We start from the raw sequence: 16,407 nt of genomic DNA, 5'->3' as shown, positions 1-16,407 counted from the left end.
GCGTTGGCCGTACACGCCGGACGTTTTTTCACTTTAAATTCTTAGCGTCATGGCGCACAAAGCAATTGAAATAACCGATGCCAACTTCGAGGAGATTATCAACTCGGATAAGCCGGTACTCGTGGACTTCTGGGCCGAATGGTGCGGCCCCTGCCGCATGGTAGGCCCAGTAGTAGAAGAACTGGCTGGCGAATACGAAGGCAAAGCCATCGTAGGCAAGGTAGATGTAGACGCTAACCCTCAGACTTCTATGAAGTTCGGTATCCGTAGCATTCCAACGCTGCTGGTATTTAAGAACGGTCAGATTGTGGATAAGCAAGTAGGCGCCGTGCCCAAGCACGTGCTCGCCCAGAAGCTAGAAGCCCAAGTAACTGTTTAAGCAGTTAGTACTTTCTCTTCTAAAAGCCCCGCGCCATTCTTGGTGCGGGGCTTTTGCTATTTAAAGCCAACTGCGGCGCTTAGCTATTGGGCAGCTACTAGAGCCGAGTTGCTACGCGAAGAAAGCAGTAACTCGCAAGCCCTAGGATGGCCTCAAAAGCTGGAATGAATTTTGGGTTGCTGTGAAGAAGGATTATGTGAGATACCTCGCCTGGGCCCTACCCCCTACTTTGGGCTAAAGGTTCTATATTTCCGCCCTATTGCGGCGGGCCACCGCCGCGCTTGTCTTCTCCCACCTTTTTTTCTTTTTCACATGAAACGTATTCTCAGTTTTCTTTCCGCCTTGCTGGTAATCGGCGGCCTGTCGGTGCAGGCGCAAACTGCCCCCGCCACCAGCACCATGAGCAACAGCTCTACCAAGATGACCACCACCAAGGCAGCCCAAGCGCCGGCTAAGGTGACGCATACCACCACTACCACGTCGAAAACCGGCCTAATGTCCCCGGCGAAATCGGCTTCTGCACCTGCTGCTAAAATGAAGGCCGATGGTACGCCCGATATGCGCTACAAGGCCAATAAAACTACCACTTCTTCTAGCGTGCAAACCGGCCCTACCAAGGCCGACGGCACCGCCGACATGCGCTACAAGGCCAACAAAACCACTACAACTACCAGCAAAACCAAGATGTAAGCGCTGGCCATAATGGCCACAAAAAGGGTGCTACCCCCGCACGGGGGTAGCACCCTTTTTGGCACATAATAAGCTACTGCTGAACCTGGTCGGGATTGCTAAGCTGCACAGCGCGGCTGAAAGCTTGGTCTAGCAAAATTAGAGTTTCGGTGCGCTCTACTCCTTCGATAAACATAATTTGGTCGTGCAGCACGTTGCGCATGTGCTGCGTGTCGCGGCACACCAGCCGCACAAACAAGCCGTACGAGCCGGTAGTAGCGTAGGCATCCGTTACTTCCGGAATAGCTTGAAGCGCTTCTATAACACTCAGGTACAGCGAGTTTTTATGCAAATAGACGCCCACAAAAGCCTGCATACCGTAGCCGAGCTTGGGTAGGTCGAGGTCGAGCGTAGCCCGGCGCACGATTCCCAATTCTTCCAGGCGGCTCATGCGCACGTGCACGGTGCCTCCCGACACGTGCACTTGGCGAGCAATTTCAGTATACGGCATCTTCGCATCCTGCATCAATAGATTCAGAATGCGGTAGTCGATGTCGTCGAGCTCGTAAGTACGGGCCATGGAAAAATAGCAGCAAAAGATGGCATCAAAAGTAGCCTTATATTAGGGCTTGCCAAGAGATTTTCGGCAATTTAAGCCCAAAAATTTGCTAAGTACTTGGTACTATACGTACTTTTGTCTCCTGTAAACGGAAGCGCCGTTTTAATAAATACCTTGTAGTGTGGTGAAACTGGCAGACACGCCCTCCTATCTCGGGGGTGAAGACACTGGGATAAAGTGCAGGTGCTTCGGCACTTGTATCTAACCACTTCGTGGAGGTTCAAGTCCTTCCGCTACAGCCTTAGCAAAAGGCGGCTTCCTGGCGGAAGCCGCCTTTTCGCGTCTTACGCACAGTTGTTTGTTTGGTGGAAGGTGGCTATTACTGCCCCAACCCTAAGCATTTAGCCGGCCGACGCGAACTCCCCTTGCTAACCTGCGTACTTTTGTAACAACTAGGCCACCCGACCGTCTGCGTCTAAGGGAGGCCAATCACATGGGCTTAAAAATATTACTTACCCTATTACTAGTTTTAGTAAACGGTTTTTTTGTGGCGGCTGAGTTTTCGCTCATCCGCGTCCGGTTCTCACAGCTAGAAATTCGGGCGAAGGAAGGCAGCCGTTTGGCACAGCAGGCGCTTAGCGTATTGCATAAGCTCTACAGCTACCTGTCGGCCACGCAGCTCGGCGTCACCATCGCCTCGCTGATACTGGGTGCCGTGGGCGAAGAAGTAGCCACCGAGCTGATTCTAGGTTTGGTCAATAAGCTGGGCTTTAGCCTGGCGCCGGCTGCAGCGCACAGCATTGCGGTAGTGTCGGGCTTGGTTATCATCACGGTGCTGCACGTGCTGTTTGGCGAATTATTTCCGAAGGCGCTGGCCATCCAGCGGCCCGAGGCTGTGAGCATGGCGTTGGTGCTGCCGCTACGGGCGTTTTACGTGGCTACTCTACCCCTCACTTGGTTTTTGTCGAAGGCTTCCAACATGCTGCTCGGTGCCATAGGCATCGACAACGTGCACGGCAACGAGGCGCATACCTCCGACGAGCTGCGCCTGCTGATTGACCAGAGCAAGGAAAGCGGCGAAATCCAGGATTCGGAGCACGAGCTGATTGAGAACGTTTTCCAGTTCAACGACCGCATGGTAAAGCAGATAATGGTGCCCCGCACCAAGCTGTCGGCCATCAACGTGCACGCCACCGACGACGAGATTCTCGAAACGGTGTTCAGTGAAGGTTATTCGCGCCTCCCGGTGTTCGAGGGCAATATCGATAACATTGTGGGCGTGCTCTACGTCAAGGACTTGCTGCCACTGGTGCGCCAGCAGCAGCCCATCGAGCTGGCCCGCATTATGCGCCCGGCCTACTTCGTGCCTGAAACCAAGAAAATCAACCGCTTGCTGCGCCAGTTTCAGCGCAAGCACTTGATGATGGCCGTGGTAAGCGACGAGTTTGGCGGCGTGTCGGGCATCGTCACCATCGAGGATATTATGGAGGAGCTTGTAGGCGAAATCCAGGACGAGTACGATAACGAGGTGCCGGTGGTGGAGAAGGTATCCGAAACCGAATACCGCGTCAGTACCTCTACCCCCATTTCCGATGCCAATGAGTATCTGCCCTACCCCCTCCCCGAGGGTGACGACTACGAAACAGTGGGCGGCTTGCTCAACGTGCTCTACGGCAATATTCCGGAAGTTGGCGATGTAGCCGTGCTCGAACCCTACGAGTTCCGGGTGCTGAAGCGGGCGCTGCGCGTAGTAGAACTGGTGCAATTACGGGTGCTGACTACGACTACATCGCCTGAGATTGACCCGATAGAGAGCTAGCCAATACCTTGGCTTATATAACCACAACGGGCGCCTTACCATGAGTGGTAAGGCGCCCGTTGTGGTTATATGGAGGGGGTAGGGACGTTAGCTGGCCTCTACCCCAGCTGCCAACCTTGGCGGTAGTCGCGCTTAACGAAGCGATTAATATCGTCCAGGTTGGTGACTTTAAGTTGCTTCGGGTCCCAGAGTAGTTCGAGGCCGCGGCCGGGGTAGTCCATGCCTTGGCCAGTGGCTTTGGGGCGCTGCAAATCGTAGCCCCGAATGGCTAGGTTGGCCACGAGCAGCGCTTCGGTAAGCGGGCCGGCCAGCTCGAAGGGCGAGCTTACCTGTTTTTTGCCGTAGCCAGCCAGGCAGGCCTCTACCCACTGCCCATAGTGGCCATTGGCGCCGCCCGGCACGCGGGCTAGGGTTTGGGGCACCTGGGCCTGCTGGGTGCGGCTGGTGGGCAGCAGGCGCGGGTCGGCGGAGTAGGTGCTGGCCATCATCTTGCCCTTCTCGCCAATGAAGAGCATGCCGTTGCCGCCGTCGCCAAATACCTCGTTGGGGCCTAGCTCGGCGGGGCGCTCGGGCTGAATGCCGCCGTCCATCCAGTGCACGGTGATGTCGCCCTTGGTCTTGTTGGTTTTGGGGAAGCGCAGGATAACGTGGCTCGACGGCGGGCAACTATCGGGGAAGTAGCCGCGCTTAAATTCATCCACATATACGCTACCCACGCTGGCTTGCACAGCACTGGGATATTGCAAGTTAAGCACACGAAACGGCGCCTCCAGCAGGTGGCAGCCCATATCGCCGAGCGCACCGGTACCGTAGTCCCACCAGCCGCGCCAGTTGAAAGGCACTAGCTTTTCTACAAAAGGCCGGTAGGGCGCCGAGCCGAGCCACAAGTCCCAGTCGAGGGTAGGCGGCGGGGTAACGGCCGTGGTAGGCCACGGAATGCCCTGGGGCCACACGGGGCGGTCGGTCCAGCAATACACGGTGTGCACATCGCCGAGCAGGCCAGCGTCGTACCACTCCTGGAGCTGCCGCACACCGTCGTTAGAGGCACCTTGGTTGCCCATTTGGGTCACCACTTTGTAGCGCTTGGCGGCTTCGGTGAGGGCGCGTGCTTCGTAGATGTCGTGAGTCAGCGGCTTTTGCACGTACACGTGCTTGCCGTGCTGCATGGCGGCAAGCGTTACGGCGGCGTGGTTGTGGTCGGGCGTAGATACCGACATAGCGTCGAAATGCTTAGCTTCTTTATCCAGCAGCCGGCGCCAGTCTTTGTAGTACGTAGCCTGCGGAAAAGCTTGGCGCGAGTTGGCGGCGCGGCGGTCATCTACGTCGCACAAGTAGGCAATGCGGACTTTACCTGTTTTGGCAAACATAGCCAAGTCGCTTTCGCCCTTGCCGCCTACCCCTACCCCCGCCACGACTAGCTGGTCGCTCGGGGCAGTGTAGCCTTTGCCGCCTAGCACAAAGCGCGGCACAATCAGAATACCGGCCGTAGCTACGGCACTGCTTTTAAGAAATTTGCGCCGAGACGCAGGTTCGGGAAACTCGCTCATGAGAAAGCTAGTGGCTGAGGTGGGAAAGAGGGCAAAAGGTACGGAATTGCCGGGAGTTATTCCCTAGCTTCGGGGCCCACCGGGGGGTAGGGCCGGCCTTACGCAGCACTAATTTCTTCCCGCAGCAACTGCTTACCCTGCTTGCTCAGCGCTAGCACGTTGTGCTGTCTTGGCTAGCCACTGCTGTTAAAACCAACTGGCGTATAACTGGTAGTTGGCCGCCGTGCGGCGCAGTCCCGCCGCTTGTTCGGGGTTCACGGGCTTTATTTTTTTGGCGGGCACACCGGCGTAGAGGTAGCCGGGCTCGCACACGGTATTTTCGAGCACTACGGCGCCGGCCGCAATGAGGCAGCCCTGCCCTACCACGGCATGGTCCATTACGATGGCGCCCATGCCGATAAGCACATCGTCGGCAATGGTGCAGCCATGCACCAACGCCCGGTGCCCAATGCTAACGCGCGAGCCAATGGTGAGCGCCGCCTTTTCGTAGGTGCAGTGCAGCACAGCACCGTCCTGAATATTGGTTTCGTCGCCGATACGGATGCTGTTAACATCGCCCCGCACTACGGCCGTAAACCACACGGTACAGCCCCGACCCAGCACCACATCGCCCACAATGGTAGCGTTATCAGCGACAAAACAATCGGTTGGGATGGTAGGCAGGATGCCGTGAACGGGGAGGATGAGAGCTGGCATTTGTGAGCAGTGAGCAGGACGTTGTTAACTTATTCTCGGAACCGATTAATTACTGAAAACCAACCGTTTCCAGGTGCCTTTTTCCCAGTTGTACTTTAAGGTGCTGGGTAAGGCTTGCCAGAAATACTTGCTGGTTTCGACTGCGAAACTGGGCTGCATGTAGCAATTGATGGTGCAGCCCTCGCACTGGGGGAGGCGGCCTTCGAGGGCAGCAAGGCGCTGGGTTTCGGGCGCGTTGTAGAGGTCGAAGAGGTGGCCGTCGATGGGAAATTTTTGCTGGCCGAGGTGGTAGCATGGCAGCACCAACTCGTTGTTGGGCGAGATGACAAGCGTGGTGCTGGCCGCCCGGCACACGGGCGCGGCTACGTGGTTGCCCCCGTCGCGCCGCAGCGCAATAAAGCCTTCATTTAGGTACACGCCCTTGCGCTTGCCGAATGCGGAGAGGTAGCTCAATTCTTCCTCGGTGAGTTGCTCGCCGGTTTCGACCTCGCCGTACTCAAAGGCGGGGTTTATAATGAGCATCAAGCCATTGGGCTGCGTGATGTCGCGGTACACTGCCTCTAAGTCGGCTAAATTCTTGCGAAAAACGGTGAACAGAATATCCGGCTTCTCGCCCAGCTCTTTGGCCACGCGAATGCTTTCGAGCACGAAGTCGTAGCAGGCTACCCCCCGCCCGAGGTCGTGGGTAGCGCGGTCGGCCGAATCGAGCGAAAAGTGCAGCATATCGACCTGGCCGCGCAGCTTTTCAGCATTTTTTGGGTAGAGCAGGCCGTTGGTCGTGACGGTAGTAATGAAACCCAGCTTGCGCGCCAACGCCAGAAAATCAGGCAATTGCCGGTGCAGCAATGGTTCGCCGCCCGTAAAATCGATTACATTGACTCCCAGCCGCTTGAGGTCGCGCAGGTTGGCTTCCACATCAGCTAGGGTGATATAAGGCGAAGGCTTTTCCCAGATATCACAAAACGAGCACTTCGCGTTGCAGCGGTACGTGACGTAGTAATTGCAGAGAACCGGGTGGCGAACAAGACGCATAAGCAAGGGCGCAGGCGTAGCAGTGCGCGCTTGAATAACCAAACGCGGCCTACAAAGTCTGCGCTACGAAGTTAGTGCGGCAGCTTACCCCAGGCAGCCGCGTCCCAATGCGCGGGAGTAGCGGCCAGGGCTTCGGGCGTGGCTTCGCCAAAATGCTCGAGGTAGTAATTGCAGAAGCCTTTGAGCGGGCAGCGTGGGCAATTGGGCCGCTGAAAAAAGCAAATTTGCTGGCCGTGCCAGTAGTTGTGCTTATGAAAATTGAATAGCCCTTCGGGGTCAAGCTCGGGCTTGAGTAAGTCGAGCAGCACCGGGTGGGCTTTCTCGACTGATACCTTGGGGCCCAGCACGCCCAGGCGCTGCATCACGCGGTGCACATGCGCATCGACGGGCAGCACGGGCTTGCGAAAGTTGAAGAGCAGCACTAGCGATGCCGTTTTGAGGCCAATGCCGGGCATGTCGGTGAGCCAGGTCATACCGCGCTCGGTGGGCCAGTCGGCCAGGAAATTAAGGTCGAACGAACCGCCCGTTTCGGTCTTGATGCGCCCCAGTATTTCCTGAATGCGCGGTGCCTGCGTGGCCGGCCAGCGCGTGGTGCGAATGGCGTGAATGAGGTCATCGAGCGGTGCGGCCAGCACACCCTCCCAATCGCCGAAAGCTTCGAGCATCCGGTCGTAGGCCAGCTCTTCGTCGGCGTGGGTGGTGCGGTGCGAGAGCAGCGTCGAAATAAGCTCGCGCATGGGCGTGCGCCGCGCTGCCGTGGGCACCCGGCCATAAAAGTCGTCCAGGATAGTGTGGTCGGCCAGGGCTTTGTCGAGTGGCGCGGCGGCGTAGGTAGGAGTAGCAGGCATAAGCGGCTGTACCGCAGAGCGGCCGGCCGGGTTGTGGTCTTTCGCAAAAATTGGTGGTTGGTGGCCCTACCCCCTTAGTTAAGACCTAGGCTTTCGGGCTGCGTTTGGCGGGCCTCGCGGTATTTTTTCATGCGGTGCTCTACCACCGGGTGCAGCAGCACGCTTAGTACAATAAGACCCGTGCCGAGGTAGAAGCCGCCCGCCATGCGCTCCTTATCGCCGAAGAAAAGCACGGCCAGCGCAATGCCATACACCGGCTCCAGGTTGATGGTGAGGTTGACGGCGAAGGGCGAAAGCCGCCGCATCAGCTCGACCGACGCGGCGAAGGCGTACACCGTGCAGGCGCCAGCCAGCAGCGCCAGCCACAGCCAGTCGTAGCCGTGCAGCGCTAGGTGCAGCTGGTGGTCGGGCGTAAAAAACCGGGCGTAGAAGGGCAGAAACAACGCCACGCTCAAGCAGGCACCGGCCATCTCCCAGAGCGTGAGCACCAACGGCTCGTGCCGCCGCACCAATCGCGAATTGATAATCGAAAATAGCGCCGACAGCCCCGCGCTTACCACTGCCACACCCAGCCCCAGCAACTGGGTAGGCGCCGCGCCACTCACCAGCCACAGCCCCAGCAGCGATAGCAGCCCCAAGCCGATTTCGTAGCTGCGCACGGGCCGCTTTAGCAGCAAGGGTTCAAGCAGCGACGTCCACAGGGCTAGCGTAGCCAAACCCGCCAGGCACACGCTCACCGACGACAGCCGGGCAGCCAAAAAGAACGTTATCCAGTGCGTGGCTACTAGCGCGCCGGTACCTAGCAGCTTTAGGGTTTCGGGCCAGCTGCCAGCACTGCCCGGCCGCCGCCGTGCCAATAGCAGCAGGCCCAAGCCTAGCGTGGCTAGCCCCGTGCGCCACTCCACCAGCTCGACGGGGGGTAGGGACAATAGCCGCCCCAGTATGGCCGTGAAGCCCCAAAGTAGCACGATGAAGTGAAGGCGCAGGTAGTCTTTTAGCATAACAGATTTGTCCTTGCGAGGAGGAGCGACAATGAGTGCGGGCAGGCAGCCTACCCCCTTACTTCGGCACCACCCGGTATAGCCCCAGCCCAATTACGGTGAAAACCATGCCCGGCACCCACGCCGCCAGCATGGGGGGTAGGCTGCCCACCGACGCCAGGTTGCGCGAGAGCATCACGAAAATGATAAAGATAAACGCCAACACGAAACCCAGCGCAATTTGCCCGCCAACGCCGCCACGGCTTTTGCGGGCGCTCAGCACCACGCCGATGAGCGTGAGAATGATGATATCGAAGGGGTAGGCGTAGCGCTCATACTTCACGCTCAGGTACTGGGCCGTGTCGTTGGCGCCGCGCAGTATCTTGGTTTGGATGAGGTCGTTTAGCTGGGGCGAAGTCAGGGTTTCGGCCAGGCGGTAGGTGCTGGCAAAGTCCTTCGGGTAAAGATTGAGTGTGGTGTCGCGGGCCGGAATGGTTTGCAGCATTTCCTCCGTTTGCCCGCGGAAGGTGCGCACGATTTGCGGCGTCATGTGCCAGTCGTGCTTCACCGAATCCCAGGTGATGGCGTCGGCCGTGAGGCGGCGGCGCAGCACCGTGCTGTCGATGGTTTCGAGAGCGAAGCGAAAGCCGATATTGTGCACATTATCATAGCTTTCGAGGTAAGCGTAGCTGCGCGGCCCAATCTTAATGTGCACGTTGCGGCCCTCAAATTTCCAGGGCTCCTCCACGTGCAAGCTCTCAAAATGCACTATCTCTTTAGTACCCTTTGGGATAACCCAGCTGATAAGCCCAAACGTGAAAATGGCGATAATGCCCGCCCCTACCGTGTAGGGCAGCAGCAGCCGTTCAAAGCTCATACCGCTCGCCAGCATGGCCACCAACTCGGTGCGCGCCGCCAGCCGCGCCGTCACAAATACCACCGCAATGAAGATGGTAATGGGCGCTAGCAGGTTGGCAAAATACGGGAAGAGGTAGACGTAGTAGTGCGTGAAAACGTGCCAGAACGTCAGATTGTGGTGAATAAAATCGTCGTTCTTCTCGGTATAGTCAATCACGCAAATCACCGACACCAGCATCACTACCGTGAAAAAAAACGCGGTGAGAAACTTGCCAATGATGTATTTATCGAGAATCTTCATGAATCGCAGAGTTAGAGGCGCCGCATCAGCTTCTCGGCCATTTCGGTCTTCCAGGGGCCAAACGTGCCGGCTACGATTTGCTTGCGTGCTTCCTTCACCAGCCAGAGGTAGAAGGTAAGGTTGTGCTGCGAAGCAATTTGGGCGCCCAGCATTTCCTTGGCCTGCATGAGGTGGCGCAGGTACGCTTTGGTGTAAAACGTGCTGGCATGGCCGCCCAGTTCTTCGTCAATGGGCGAAAAATCGGCGGCCCACTTCTTATTTGTCACGTTAATAATGCCTTGCGTGGTAAACAGCATGCCGTTGCGCGCGTTGCGGGTTGGCAGTACGCAATCGAACATATCGACGCCCAACGCAATGTTTTCCAAGATGTTGGCGGGCGTCCCTACCCCCATCAAGTAGCGCGGCTTGTCTTGGGGTAGAATGTCGCAGACCAGCTCCGTCATCTCGTACATCAGCTCGGCGGGCTCGCCCACGCTCAGGCCCCCGATGGCATTGCCGGCGCGGCCCTGCTCGGCAATAAACTCGGCCGACTGCACGCGCAAATCCTTGAAAGTGCTCCCCTGCACGATAGGAAAAAGCGTCTGCTCGTAGCCGTAAAGCGGCTCGGTGGTATCGAGGCGCTCGATGCAGCGCTTGAGCCAGCGGTGCGTCATATCCAGCGAGCGGCGGGCATAGTCGTACTCGCAGGGCCAGGGCGTGCACTCATCAAAAGCCATGATGATATCGGCCCCAATGCGGCGCTGAATATCCATCACGCCCTCGGGCGAAAACAGGTGCTTGCTACCGTCGATGTGCGAGCGAAACGTTACGCCTTCTTCCTTAATCTTGCGCGTGCCGCTGAGCGAAAACACCTGGTAGCCACCGCTATCAGTGAGAATAGGCCGGTCCCAGCCATTGAATTTGTGCAAGCCGCCGGCAGCTTGCAGCACGTCGAGGCCTGGGCGCAAATACAGGTGGTAAGTATTGCCCAGAATAATCTGGGCTTGCACGTCGTGCTTCAGCTCGCGCTGGCCCACGGCCTTCACGGTGCCGGCCGTGCCAACGGGCATAAAGATGGGCGTTTCGATGCTGCCGTGCGCCGTAGTAAGCAGGCCGGCGCGGGCCTTGGTGCCCGCGTCGCGGGCTTGGAGGTCAAAAGTCATGGCAAGAAATAAAGATGGCCTCGCCCGCCACCTTCCGGCAAAGGTACGGCGGGGGTAGGGGCCGTTTTTTAAGAACTGGCTTAGCCACGGCTCCTACCCCGCCGTACCTTTGCGGGCTCGTCCCGTGGCATTACCCGTTCTCCTTTCTTTACCTCCTTGCTTGCTGCTGCTGCCGCTGCTCTTGGTGCAGCTGTGGTTTTGGGGGCGGTATTTCCGGCCCTTCACGCGGCGGCCGGCCGAGCTGCCCGCCGAGGCGCCAGGCCCCGACGACGAGCCGGTTTCCATCATGCTGTGCGCGCACAACGAGCTAGAAAACCTGCGCGAACTAATACCTCTGCTGCTGCGCCAAGACTACCCCGCCGGTTTTGAGCTGGTCCTCATCGACGACCGCAGCCAGGACGACACCTACCTCTACGCCCAGCAGTTGGCGCAGTACTACCCCACCCGGTTTCGGCTGGTGACGGTCACGCACACGCCGGCCGGCTTTTCGCCCAAGAAATACGCCCTCACGCTCGGCATCAAGTCGGCGCGCCACGAGCGACTGCTCTTTACCGACGCCGACTGCCGCCCCACCGGCCCCGATTGGCTGCGCCTGATGCAACGCGGCTTCAGCCAAAAAAATGGGGCCGATATGGTACTTGGCTTTTCGGGTTATGCCGAGCAGCCGGGCCTGCTCAACCAGCTTATCCGCTACGAAACACTTCTTACGGCGGCCCAGTATTTGGGGCTGGCGTGGGCTGGCCAGCCTTACATGGGGGTAGGGCGCAACTTGGCTTACACGCGCGCTACCTTTCAGAGCACCAAGGGCTTTGCCAGCCACATCCGCCGCCTCAGCGGCGACGACGACTTGCTGGTTCAGGACGCAGTGGCCCAGGGCGCCCGCGTGGCCGTAGTAGCCGACCCGCTCGCCCAGACCCTGAGCGTGCCGGCCACTACCTGGGCCGCCTGGTGGCGCCAAAAGCGGCGGCACCTGTCGGCCGGCAGCCGCTACCAGCCGGCCGACCGCCGCCGTTTGGCCTTTTTTATGGGCAGCAATGCACTTTTTTATTTACTCAGTCCTGTCCTGCTGGCGGCTGCAACTACGCCCAAAAATTTGCTATCTTTGGGATTAATCTGGTTGGCCCGAACATTGTGGCTGTTTGCGGCTTATTTACCGCTAGCGCGTCGGTTAGGCCAGCACCTACCTGCAGTAGCTATTCCACTGCTTGATTTTCTGTACTTTGTTCTTTATTGCGCCTGGGGCAGTTCCCTCCTTTTCCGGCGCCCGCTCCAATGGAAGTAAACTCCTCTGATATTCAGAAGCAATTTTCGTCCAAAGCCCGGCACGATTTTAAGCTCATTCGCGCGGCCGTAGACCACGGCGATGAGAAAGCCTATGCCGAGTTGATGCACATTTATAAGAAGCCGGTGTTTCACGTCGTGCTCAAAATGGTGCGCAACCCCGACGACGCCGAAGACCTCACCATTGAAGCCTTTGCCAAAGCCTTCAAAAACCTGCACAAATTCAACCCTGAGTTTGCGTTCAGTACCTGGCTTTTCCGCATTGCCACCAACAACTGCATTGACTTTATTCGCAAGAATAAAATCAAAACAATGAGTATTGATTCAGCCGTGAAAATGGGTGATGGCGACGAAATTCAGCTGGAGTTTCGCGACAATGACCTCAACCCGGCCGACACGACGATTAAGAACCAGAAAATCGAAATCATGCGCCACGTTGTGTCGCGCTTGCCCGACAAGTACCAGCGCCTCGTGAGCCTGCGCTACTTCGACGAGCTGAGCTACGAGGAAATCGCTACCGAGCTCAAAGCCCCGCTTGGCACCGTAAAAGCGCAGCTGCACCGCGCCCGCGAGCTGCTCTATGACATGGTGAAGGACAAAAAAGAGTTTATTTAATTCGATTGCTATTACTTGGCTTGACCATAAGAACGTCATGCTGAACAAAGGGAAGCATCTTGGCCGCTTCGTTGGATTAGCCCCCAATCAATGCGGCCAAAATGCTTCCCTTTGTTCAGCATGACGTTCTGCTTTAGCATTTCCCTACCCCCCGCTTTCACCCCACCTTGATGCAGCTTCTCACCCAGCACTTCCCAGCCCTCACCAAGCACCAGCTCGCGCAGTTTGCGCGCCTCGAAACCGAGTTTAAAGCCTGGAATGCGCAAATAAACCTGGTAGCCCGCACCGATACCGACAATTTGCTTGAGCGGCATATTCTGCATTCGCTGGGCATTGCTAAAGTCGTTGAGTTTCCGAAGGGTAGCGCGGTGCTTGATGTGGGTACGGGCGGTGGCTTGCCGGGCCTGCCACTGGCCATATTATTTCCGGAAGTGCGGTTTCACCTCGTCGATAGCATTGGCAAAAAGATTAGAGCTGTGCAGTTTATGGCCGCTGACCTGGGTCTGACGAACGTTACGGCCGAGCAAACCCGCGCCGAGCAGGTAAGCGAAAAGTTTGACTTTGTGGTGAGCCGCGCAGTGGCGCGCCTTGCCACCTTCCACCCCTGGATAGCCTACCGCTACAAAGCCAAGCCAGCCAAGGGCGCTGGCCTTTACTACCTCAAAGGCGGCGACTTGAGCGAGGAAATCGCCGAAAGTGGCCTAGTAGCCCGCGTAGTGGCGCTGAGCGAGTTCTTCCCAGAAGAATTCTTTGAAACCAAAAAAGTAGTGGTAGTGCCTGTATAACAGCCCTACCCCCTCCTGCTACGCCGAGGCTGCCTCTTGAGGCTTGGCCAGTAGCAGTTGTAGCTGCTCGATGAGTTGGTTGCGCACGGCGGCCTCTTGGCCCGGCAACGTGTAGACTTGGAAGGCCACCTGCATGGTAGCGCCTGGCTTGAGCGACACAATGCTGAGTTGAGGAGTAGGCGTATCGAGCACTTGGTCAAGGCCTTGCATAAGGGGTAGGGCTTGGTGGCGCAGGTCGGCGAGGTCGGTGGCGCTATCTAGCTCCAGTTGCACCTCTACCTGCGCCCGCTGGGGGTGCGCCTTGTTGGTGATTACGCCGTTGGAAGTAGCGCCATTGGGTAGAATTACGGTATCGCCTTGGGGCGTGAGTAGCAGGGTATTAAAAATTTGAATGGCTTGCACGGTGCCGCTTTTGCCCTGGCTTTCAATAACATCGCCCACCGTGAAGGGCTTGAAAATCAGGATGAGGACGCCGCCGGCGAAGTTGGCCAACGTGCCTTGTAGCGCCAAGCCCACGGCCAAGCCCGCTGCCCCAATAATAGCGACGAAGGAAGTCGTTTGGAAGCCTACCATGCCCGCCACCGTGATGAGCAGCATTACCTTGAGGGCAATGCTAAACATGCTGGTTAAGAAGGAACTAAGCGATACATCGAGCCGGTTGGTGGCGGCCGCTACCAACCGGCTCGCCCACCCAATAACCCACCAGCCAATTATCAGCAGCACAACGGCCGTCACTACTTTGGGTAAGTAAACAATGGCTATCGTTTGCAGACGAGCAATAAAACTATCTAGTTGGCTTGCAGAAACAACGGGGGCAAAAGGCATATTTTTCACGCTTATTAAAGAACACCTTGCGGCGCGCGGCAGGGGCAAAGCACCGTTTTACGACGCGGCTACACTACGGTTTTAGCAGCTCGACGCGCAGCATTTTATCGCCGATTTCGAGGCGCTGCACTACATCCAGGCCGCTCACAACTTGCGCAAAAATGGGGTAGCGGCCGTCGAGATGGGGGGTAGGCTCGTGGGTGAGGAAGAATTGGCAGCTCTCGGTGTCCTTGCCCGCCGAGGCTAGGCCCACTGCCCCAGCGCCGTAGTTGAGCTGCGCAAACTCGGAGCGCAGCGTGTAGGGTACCCCGCCCGAGCCGTCGCCGCGCGGGTCGCCGCCCTGGGCCACAAAGTCGGGCACCACCCGGTGAAAATATAGCCCGTCGTAAAAATGCTGTCGCACCAACGCCACAAAGCTGGCAACAGCGCCGGGTGCTTCGGCTACTTTCAACTCTAGTACAATGACGCCCTGCGTGGTCGCTACGCGCACCCGCTGGCCTACCGGCACGCTTTGTACCACCGCCCAATCAATGGGGTGCTGGCGAGCGGTGCCGCGCGGGGCGGGGGTAGGCGTCGCGGTTTTTTCAATTTTGTCCAGAGCTTGCTGCAAGCCAATCCAGGCTTCAATCTCGCGGGGAAGCACGAGTTTATCGCGGGCTTGGCGCAGGGCAGCCAAGTCGGCGGGCTGAGGCGCGGGCACCAGGGTAGGGTTGCCGAAGGCCTCAGCAGCCGTACTCAACTGGGCCTCGTCGCCGCCCGCCAGCGCCCGGCGCAGGGCAGCCGTAAAATCGGCCTGCCGGGCAACCGGAAAGCTTTTATTGCCCCGCAAGCTTACGAGCGCGGCCAGTGCTGTACCTGGCACTACGGTCGGCCCACTCGTGGCGGCCGCTTCTTTGGCCAGAAAACCGAACTGCTTCACGTCTTCGCCCAATGCCGCAAGCAGTGCGGCCTTTTCATACTGATTAGCGGTTTTTTGGTAACGCAGCCGAATGCTATCGGCTATAACCGAGCGGAAGGCCACACGGGCATGGCGCAGCGCGGCTTGCAGCAGCGTGGCACGGGCGCGCCAGTGCTGCACCCGCCGGACATCCGCAAAGTCACTGGACGCTATGGTAGCCGTATCTACCTGCACTTTCAGCAGCCACTCGGCGGCGGTCAGGGCCTCCTGGGCCAGCGGCCGAACCAAAGCTTCCTTGACTACGGCAAAGCTCTGTATAGAAGGCTCGCTGGGCAACGCCCGTAGCGCGGCAATGCGCACGCGATGGTCGGCGTCGGTATTTGCCGCTTTCAGCAAAGCCAGGTAGGCGGCGGGCCGCGCCACCCGGCCCAGGGCCGTGGCGCAATTGGCTCGCACGTAGTAGTTGGGGTCCGTGGTCACGTCTTTTAGGAGCACCGGCAGCGCTACGCGCGCCAGCACCGAGTCGAGGCCGCGCATGCGCGTGAAAGCGGCGGCAGCACCCATGCGAGCCGCCAAGTTTTGCTTAGGCTGGCTTAGCAGCTTAGTGGCTTGGCTAACTGCCTCAGGTGTAGCTAGTCCGCGCAGGGCAATTCGGTACATTGCCCAGGCGCGGCCGGGTGCGGCGGCGCTGTCGGGGCCAGGCGGCGCCATCGTCCACACCTGCCCCACCGAGCGCTTTGTGACGCAACGGCCCAGCGCCTCGTAGGTAGCGCGGCGGGCTGGGCTGTTAGGTTCAGGCTGCGCCAAGCGCTGAACCAGAGCAGGCACGGCGGTGCTGTCGCCGGCTTGGCCCAGGGCGTAGGCGGCGGCGCGGCGCACGGCGGGCGTGGCGTCGTGCAGCAGCGGCAGCAGGGCAGGCACGGCTTTGGTATCTTGAACTGAACCCAGCGCCTCGGCAGCGGCGGCCCGGTAGGCGGGGTTTTTATCGACGAGGAAGGGCAGCAGGGCAGTTGTTTGGCGCTCGTCTTGGGCGGTGGCGATGCGGCAGCGCGTGGCGTCGGCGTACGGGTGCGCGGGCTTGGTGGGCGGCGCGGCGGCCAGGGGCGGGGCCAGGAGCAGGGATAAGAAAAGATGAATCATCAGCCAAAAGACAGGTTTGCTTCCGCAAATAGC

16 protein-coding genes are annotated in these 16,407 nt (G+C 58.6%); 6 read left to right on the top strand and 10 right to left on the bottom strand.

Annotated elements, in window-relative coordinates:
* The first annotated feature begins 49 nt into the window (after positions 1-49).
* A complete protein-coding gene (trxA, locus tag GO988_RS19240) occupies positions 50-379 on the top strand; it encodes a thioredoxin (protein WP_157568623.1) in 330 nt (109 codons plus the stop codon).
* A gap of 312 nt (positions 380-691) precedes the next feature.
* Positions 692-1,069 (top strand): hypothetical protein, encoded by a 378-nt coding sequence (locus GO988_RS19235; RefSeq protein WP_157568621.1) that lies wholly within the window; start codon positions 692-694, stop codon positions 1,067-1,069.
* Positions 1,070-1,142: 73 nt separating this feature from the next.
* Here GO988_RS19235 and GO988_RS19230 read toward each other — a convergent pair whose 3' ends face one another.
* Positions 1,143-1,628: an Lrp/AsnC family transcriptional regulator gene (locus GO988_RS19230; RefSeq protein ID WP_157568619.1), complete on the bottom strand. Its 486-nt coding sequence runs from the start codon at positions 1,626-1,628 to the stop codon at positions 1,143-1,145.
* Positions 1,629-2,100: 472 nt separating this feature from the next.
* Between GO988_RS19230 and GO988_RS19225 the strand changes: the two genes are divergently transcribed.
* Entirely contained in the window at positions 2,101-3,426 is a 1,326-nt protein-coding gene (locus tag GO988_RS19225; protein ID WP_157568617.1) for a hemolysin family protein, read from the top strand.
* Between the two features lie 98 nt (positions 3,427-3,524).
* Here the strand turns inward: GO988_RS19225 and GO988_RS19220 are convergent, their stop codons facing one another.
* The 7 genes from GO988_RS19220 to tgt all read right to left on the bottom strand — a co-directional run bounded on the left by GO988_RS19220 (position 3,525) and on the right by tgt (position 10,830).
* On the bottom strand, positions 3,525-4,973 hold the full coding sequence (locus GO988_RS19220; RefSeq protein WP_157568615.1) for a Gfo/Idh/MocA family protein: 1,449 nt from the start codon (positions 4,971-4,973) through the stop codon (positions 3,525-3,527).
* A gap of 186 nt (positions 4,974-5,159) precedes the next feature.
* The gene (locus GO988_RS19215; protein WP_157568613.1) at positions 5,160-5,669 is read right to left on the bottom strand and encodes a gamma carbonic anhydrase family protein; all 510 of its coding nucleotides are present in this window, start codon (positions 5,667-5,669) and stop codon (positions 5,160-5,162) included.
* Positions 5,670-5,714: 45 nt separating this feature from the next.
* Positions 5,715-6,701, bottom strand: coding sequence for a radical SAM protein (locus GO988_RS19210; RefSeq protein WP_157568611.1), 987 nt, complete (start codon positions 6,699-6,701; stop codon positions 5,715-5,717).
* 71 nt (positions 6,702-6,772) lie between these two features.
* Positions 6,773-7,549, bottom strand: coding sequence for an endonuclease III domain-containing protein (locus tag GO988_RS19205; protein ID WP_157568609.1), 777 nt, complete (start codon positions 7,547-7,549; stop codon positions 6,773-6,775).
* Between the two features lie 74 nt (positions 7,550-7,623).
* A complete protein-coding gene (locus GO988_RS19200; RefSeq protein ID WP_157568606.1) occupies positions 7,624-8,550 on the bottom strand; it encodes a DMT family transporter in 927 nt (308 codons plus the stop codon).
* Positions 8,551-8,608: 58 nt separating this feature from the next.
* On the bottom strand, positions 8,609-9,688 hold the full coding sequence (locus GO988_RS19195) for an LptF/LptG family permease (RefSeq protein WP_157568604.1): 1,080 nt from the start codon (positions 9,686-9,688) through the stop codon (positions 8,609-8,611).
* 11 nt (positions 9,689-9,699) lie between these two features.
* Entirely contained in the window at positions 9,700-10,830 is a 1,131-nt protein-coding gene (gene tgt, locus GO988_RS19190) for a tRNA guanosine(34) transglycosylase Tgt (RefSeq protein WP_157568602.1), read from the bottom strand.
* Positions 10,831-10,954: 124 nt separating this feature from the next.
* Here tgt and GO988_RS19185 point away from each other — a divergent pair, with 124 nt between their 5' ends.
* From GO988_RS19185 to rsmG, 3 genes are all read left to right on the top strand, one after another.
* Entirely contained in the window at positions 10,955-12,112 is a 1,158-nt protein-coding gene (locus GO988_RS19185) for a glycosyltransferase (protein ID WP_157568600.1), read from the top strand.
* The gene (locus GO988_RS19180) at positions 12,103-12,726 is read left to right on the top strand and encodes an RNA polymerase sigma factor (RefSeq protein ID WP_157568598.1); all 624 of its coding nucleotides are present in this window, start codon (positions 12,103-12,105) and stop codon (positions 12,724-12,726) included. The genes GO988_RS19185 and GO988_RS19180 overlap by 10 nt, the downstream gene beginning before the upstream one ends.
* A gap of 170 nt (positions 12,727-12,896) precedes the next feature.
* Entirely contained in the window at positions 12,897-13,511 is a 615-nt protein-coding gene (gene rsmG, locus GO988_RS19175) for a 16S rRNA (guanine(527)-N(7))-methyltransferase RsmG (RefSeq protein WP_157568596.1), read from the top strand.
* 18 nt (positions 13,512-13,529) lie between these two features.
* Here rsmG and GO988_RS19170 read toward each other — a convergent pair whose 3' ends face one another.
* Positions 13,530-14,336 (bottom strand): mechanosensitive ion channel family protein, encoded by an 807-nt coding sequence (locus GO988_RS19170; RefSeq protein WP_157568594.1) that lies wholly within the window; start codon positions 14,334-14,336, stop codon positions 13,530-13,532.
* 73 nt (positions 14,337-14,409) lie between these two features.
* Positions 14,410-16,374, bottom strand: a complete 1,965-nt coding sequence (locus GO988_RS19165) for a peptidylprolyl isomerase (protein WP_198172911.1) — start codon at positions 16,372-16,374, stop codon at positions 14,410-14,412.
* Positions 16,375-16,407: the final 33 nt, after the last annotated feature.

This window comes from Hymenobacter ginkgonis, from assembly GCF_009755225.1.
Lineage (GTDB): Bacteria > Bacteroidota > Bacteroidia > Cytophagales > Hymenobacteraceae > Hymenobacter > Hymenobacter ginkgonis.
Note: the sequence above shows the minus strand (reverse complement) of the source record. Positions and strands in the feature narration are given on the sequence as shown.

Coding starts and splice junctions, on each gene's coding strand:
- trxA (WP_157568623.1), top strand. CDS start 50: ATGGCGCACAAAGCAATTGAAATAACCGATGCCAACTTCGAGGAGATT.
- GO988_RS19235 (WP_157568621.1), top strand. CDS start 692: ATGAAACGTATTCTCAGTTTTCTTTCCGCCTTGCTGGTAATCGGCGGC.
- GO988_RS19230 (WP_157568619.1), bottom strand. CDS start 1,628: ATGGCCCGTACTTACGAGCTCGACGACATCGACTACCGCATTCTGAAT.
- GO988_RS19225 (WP_157568617.1), top strand. CDS start 2,101: ATGGGCTTAAAAATATTACTTACCCTATTACTAGTTTTAGTAAACGGT.
- GO988_RS19220 (WP_157568615.1), bottom strand. CDS start 4,973: ATGAGCGAGTTTCCCGAACCTGCGTCTCGGCGCAAATTTCTTAAAAGC.
- GO988_RS19215 (WP_157568613.1), bottom strand. CDS start 5,669: ATGCCAGCTCTCATCCTCCCCGTTCACGGCATCCTGCCTACCATCCCA.
- GO988_RS19210 (WP_157568611.1), bottom strand. CDS start 6,701: ATGCGTCTTGTTCGCCACCCGGTTCTCTGCAATTACTACGTCACGTAC.
- GO988_RS19205 (WP_157568609.1), bottom strand. CDS start 7,549: ATGCCTGCTACTCCTACCTACGCCGCCGCGCCACTCGACAAAGCCCTG.
- GO988_RS19200 (WP_157568606.1), bottom strand. CDS start 8,550: ATGCTAAAAGACTACCTGCGCCTTCACTTCATCGTGCTACTTTGGGGC.
- GO988_RS19195 (WP_157568604.1), bottom strand. CDS start 9,688: ATGAAGATTCTCGATAAATACATCATTGGCAAGTTTCTCACCGCGTTT.
- tgt (WP_157568602.1), bottom strand. CDS start 10,830: ATGACTTTTGACCTCCAAGCCCGCGACGCGGGCACCAAGGCCCGCGCC.
- GO988_RS19180 (WP_157568598.1), top strand. CDS start 12,103: ATGGAAGTAAACTCCTCTGATATTCAGAAGCAATTTTCGTCCAAAGCC.
- rsmG (WP_157568596.1), top strand. CDS start 12,897: ATGCAGCTTCTCACCCAGCACTTCCCAGCCCTCACCAAGCACCAGCTC.
- GO988_RS19170 (WP_157568594.1), bottom strand. CDS start 14,336: ATGCCTTTTGCCCCCGTTGTTTCTGCAAGCCAACTAGATAGTTTTATT.
- GO988_RS19165 (WP_198172911.1), bottom strand. CDS start 16,374: ATGATTCATCTTTTCTTATCCCTGCTCCTGGCCCCGCCCCTGGCCGCC.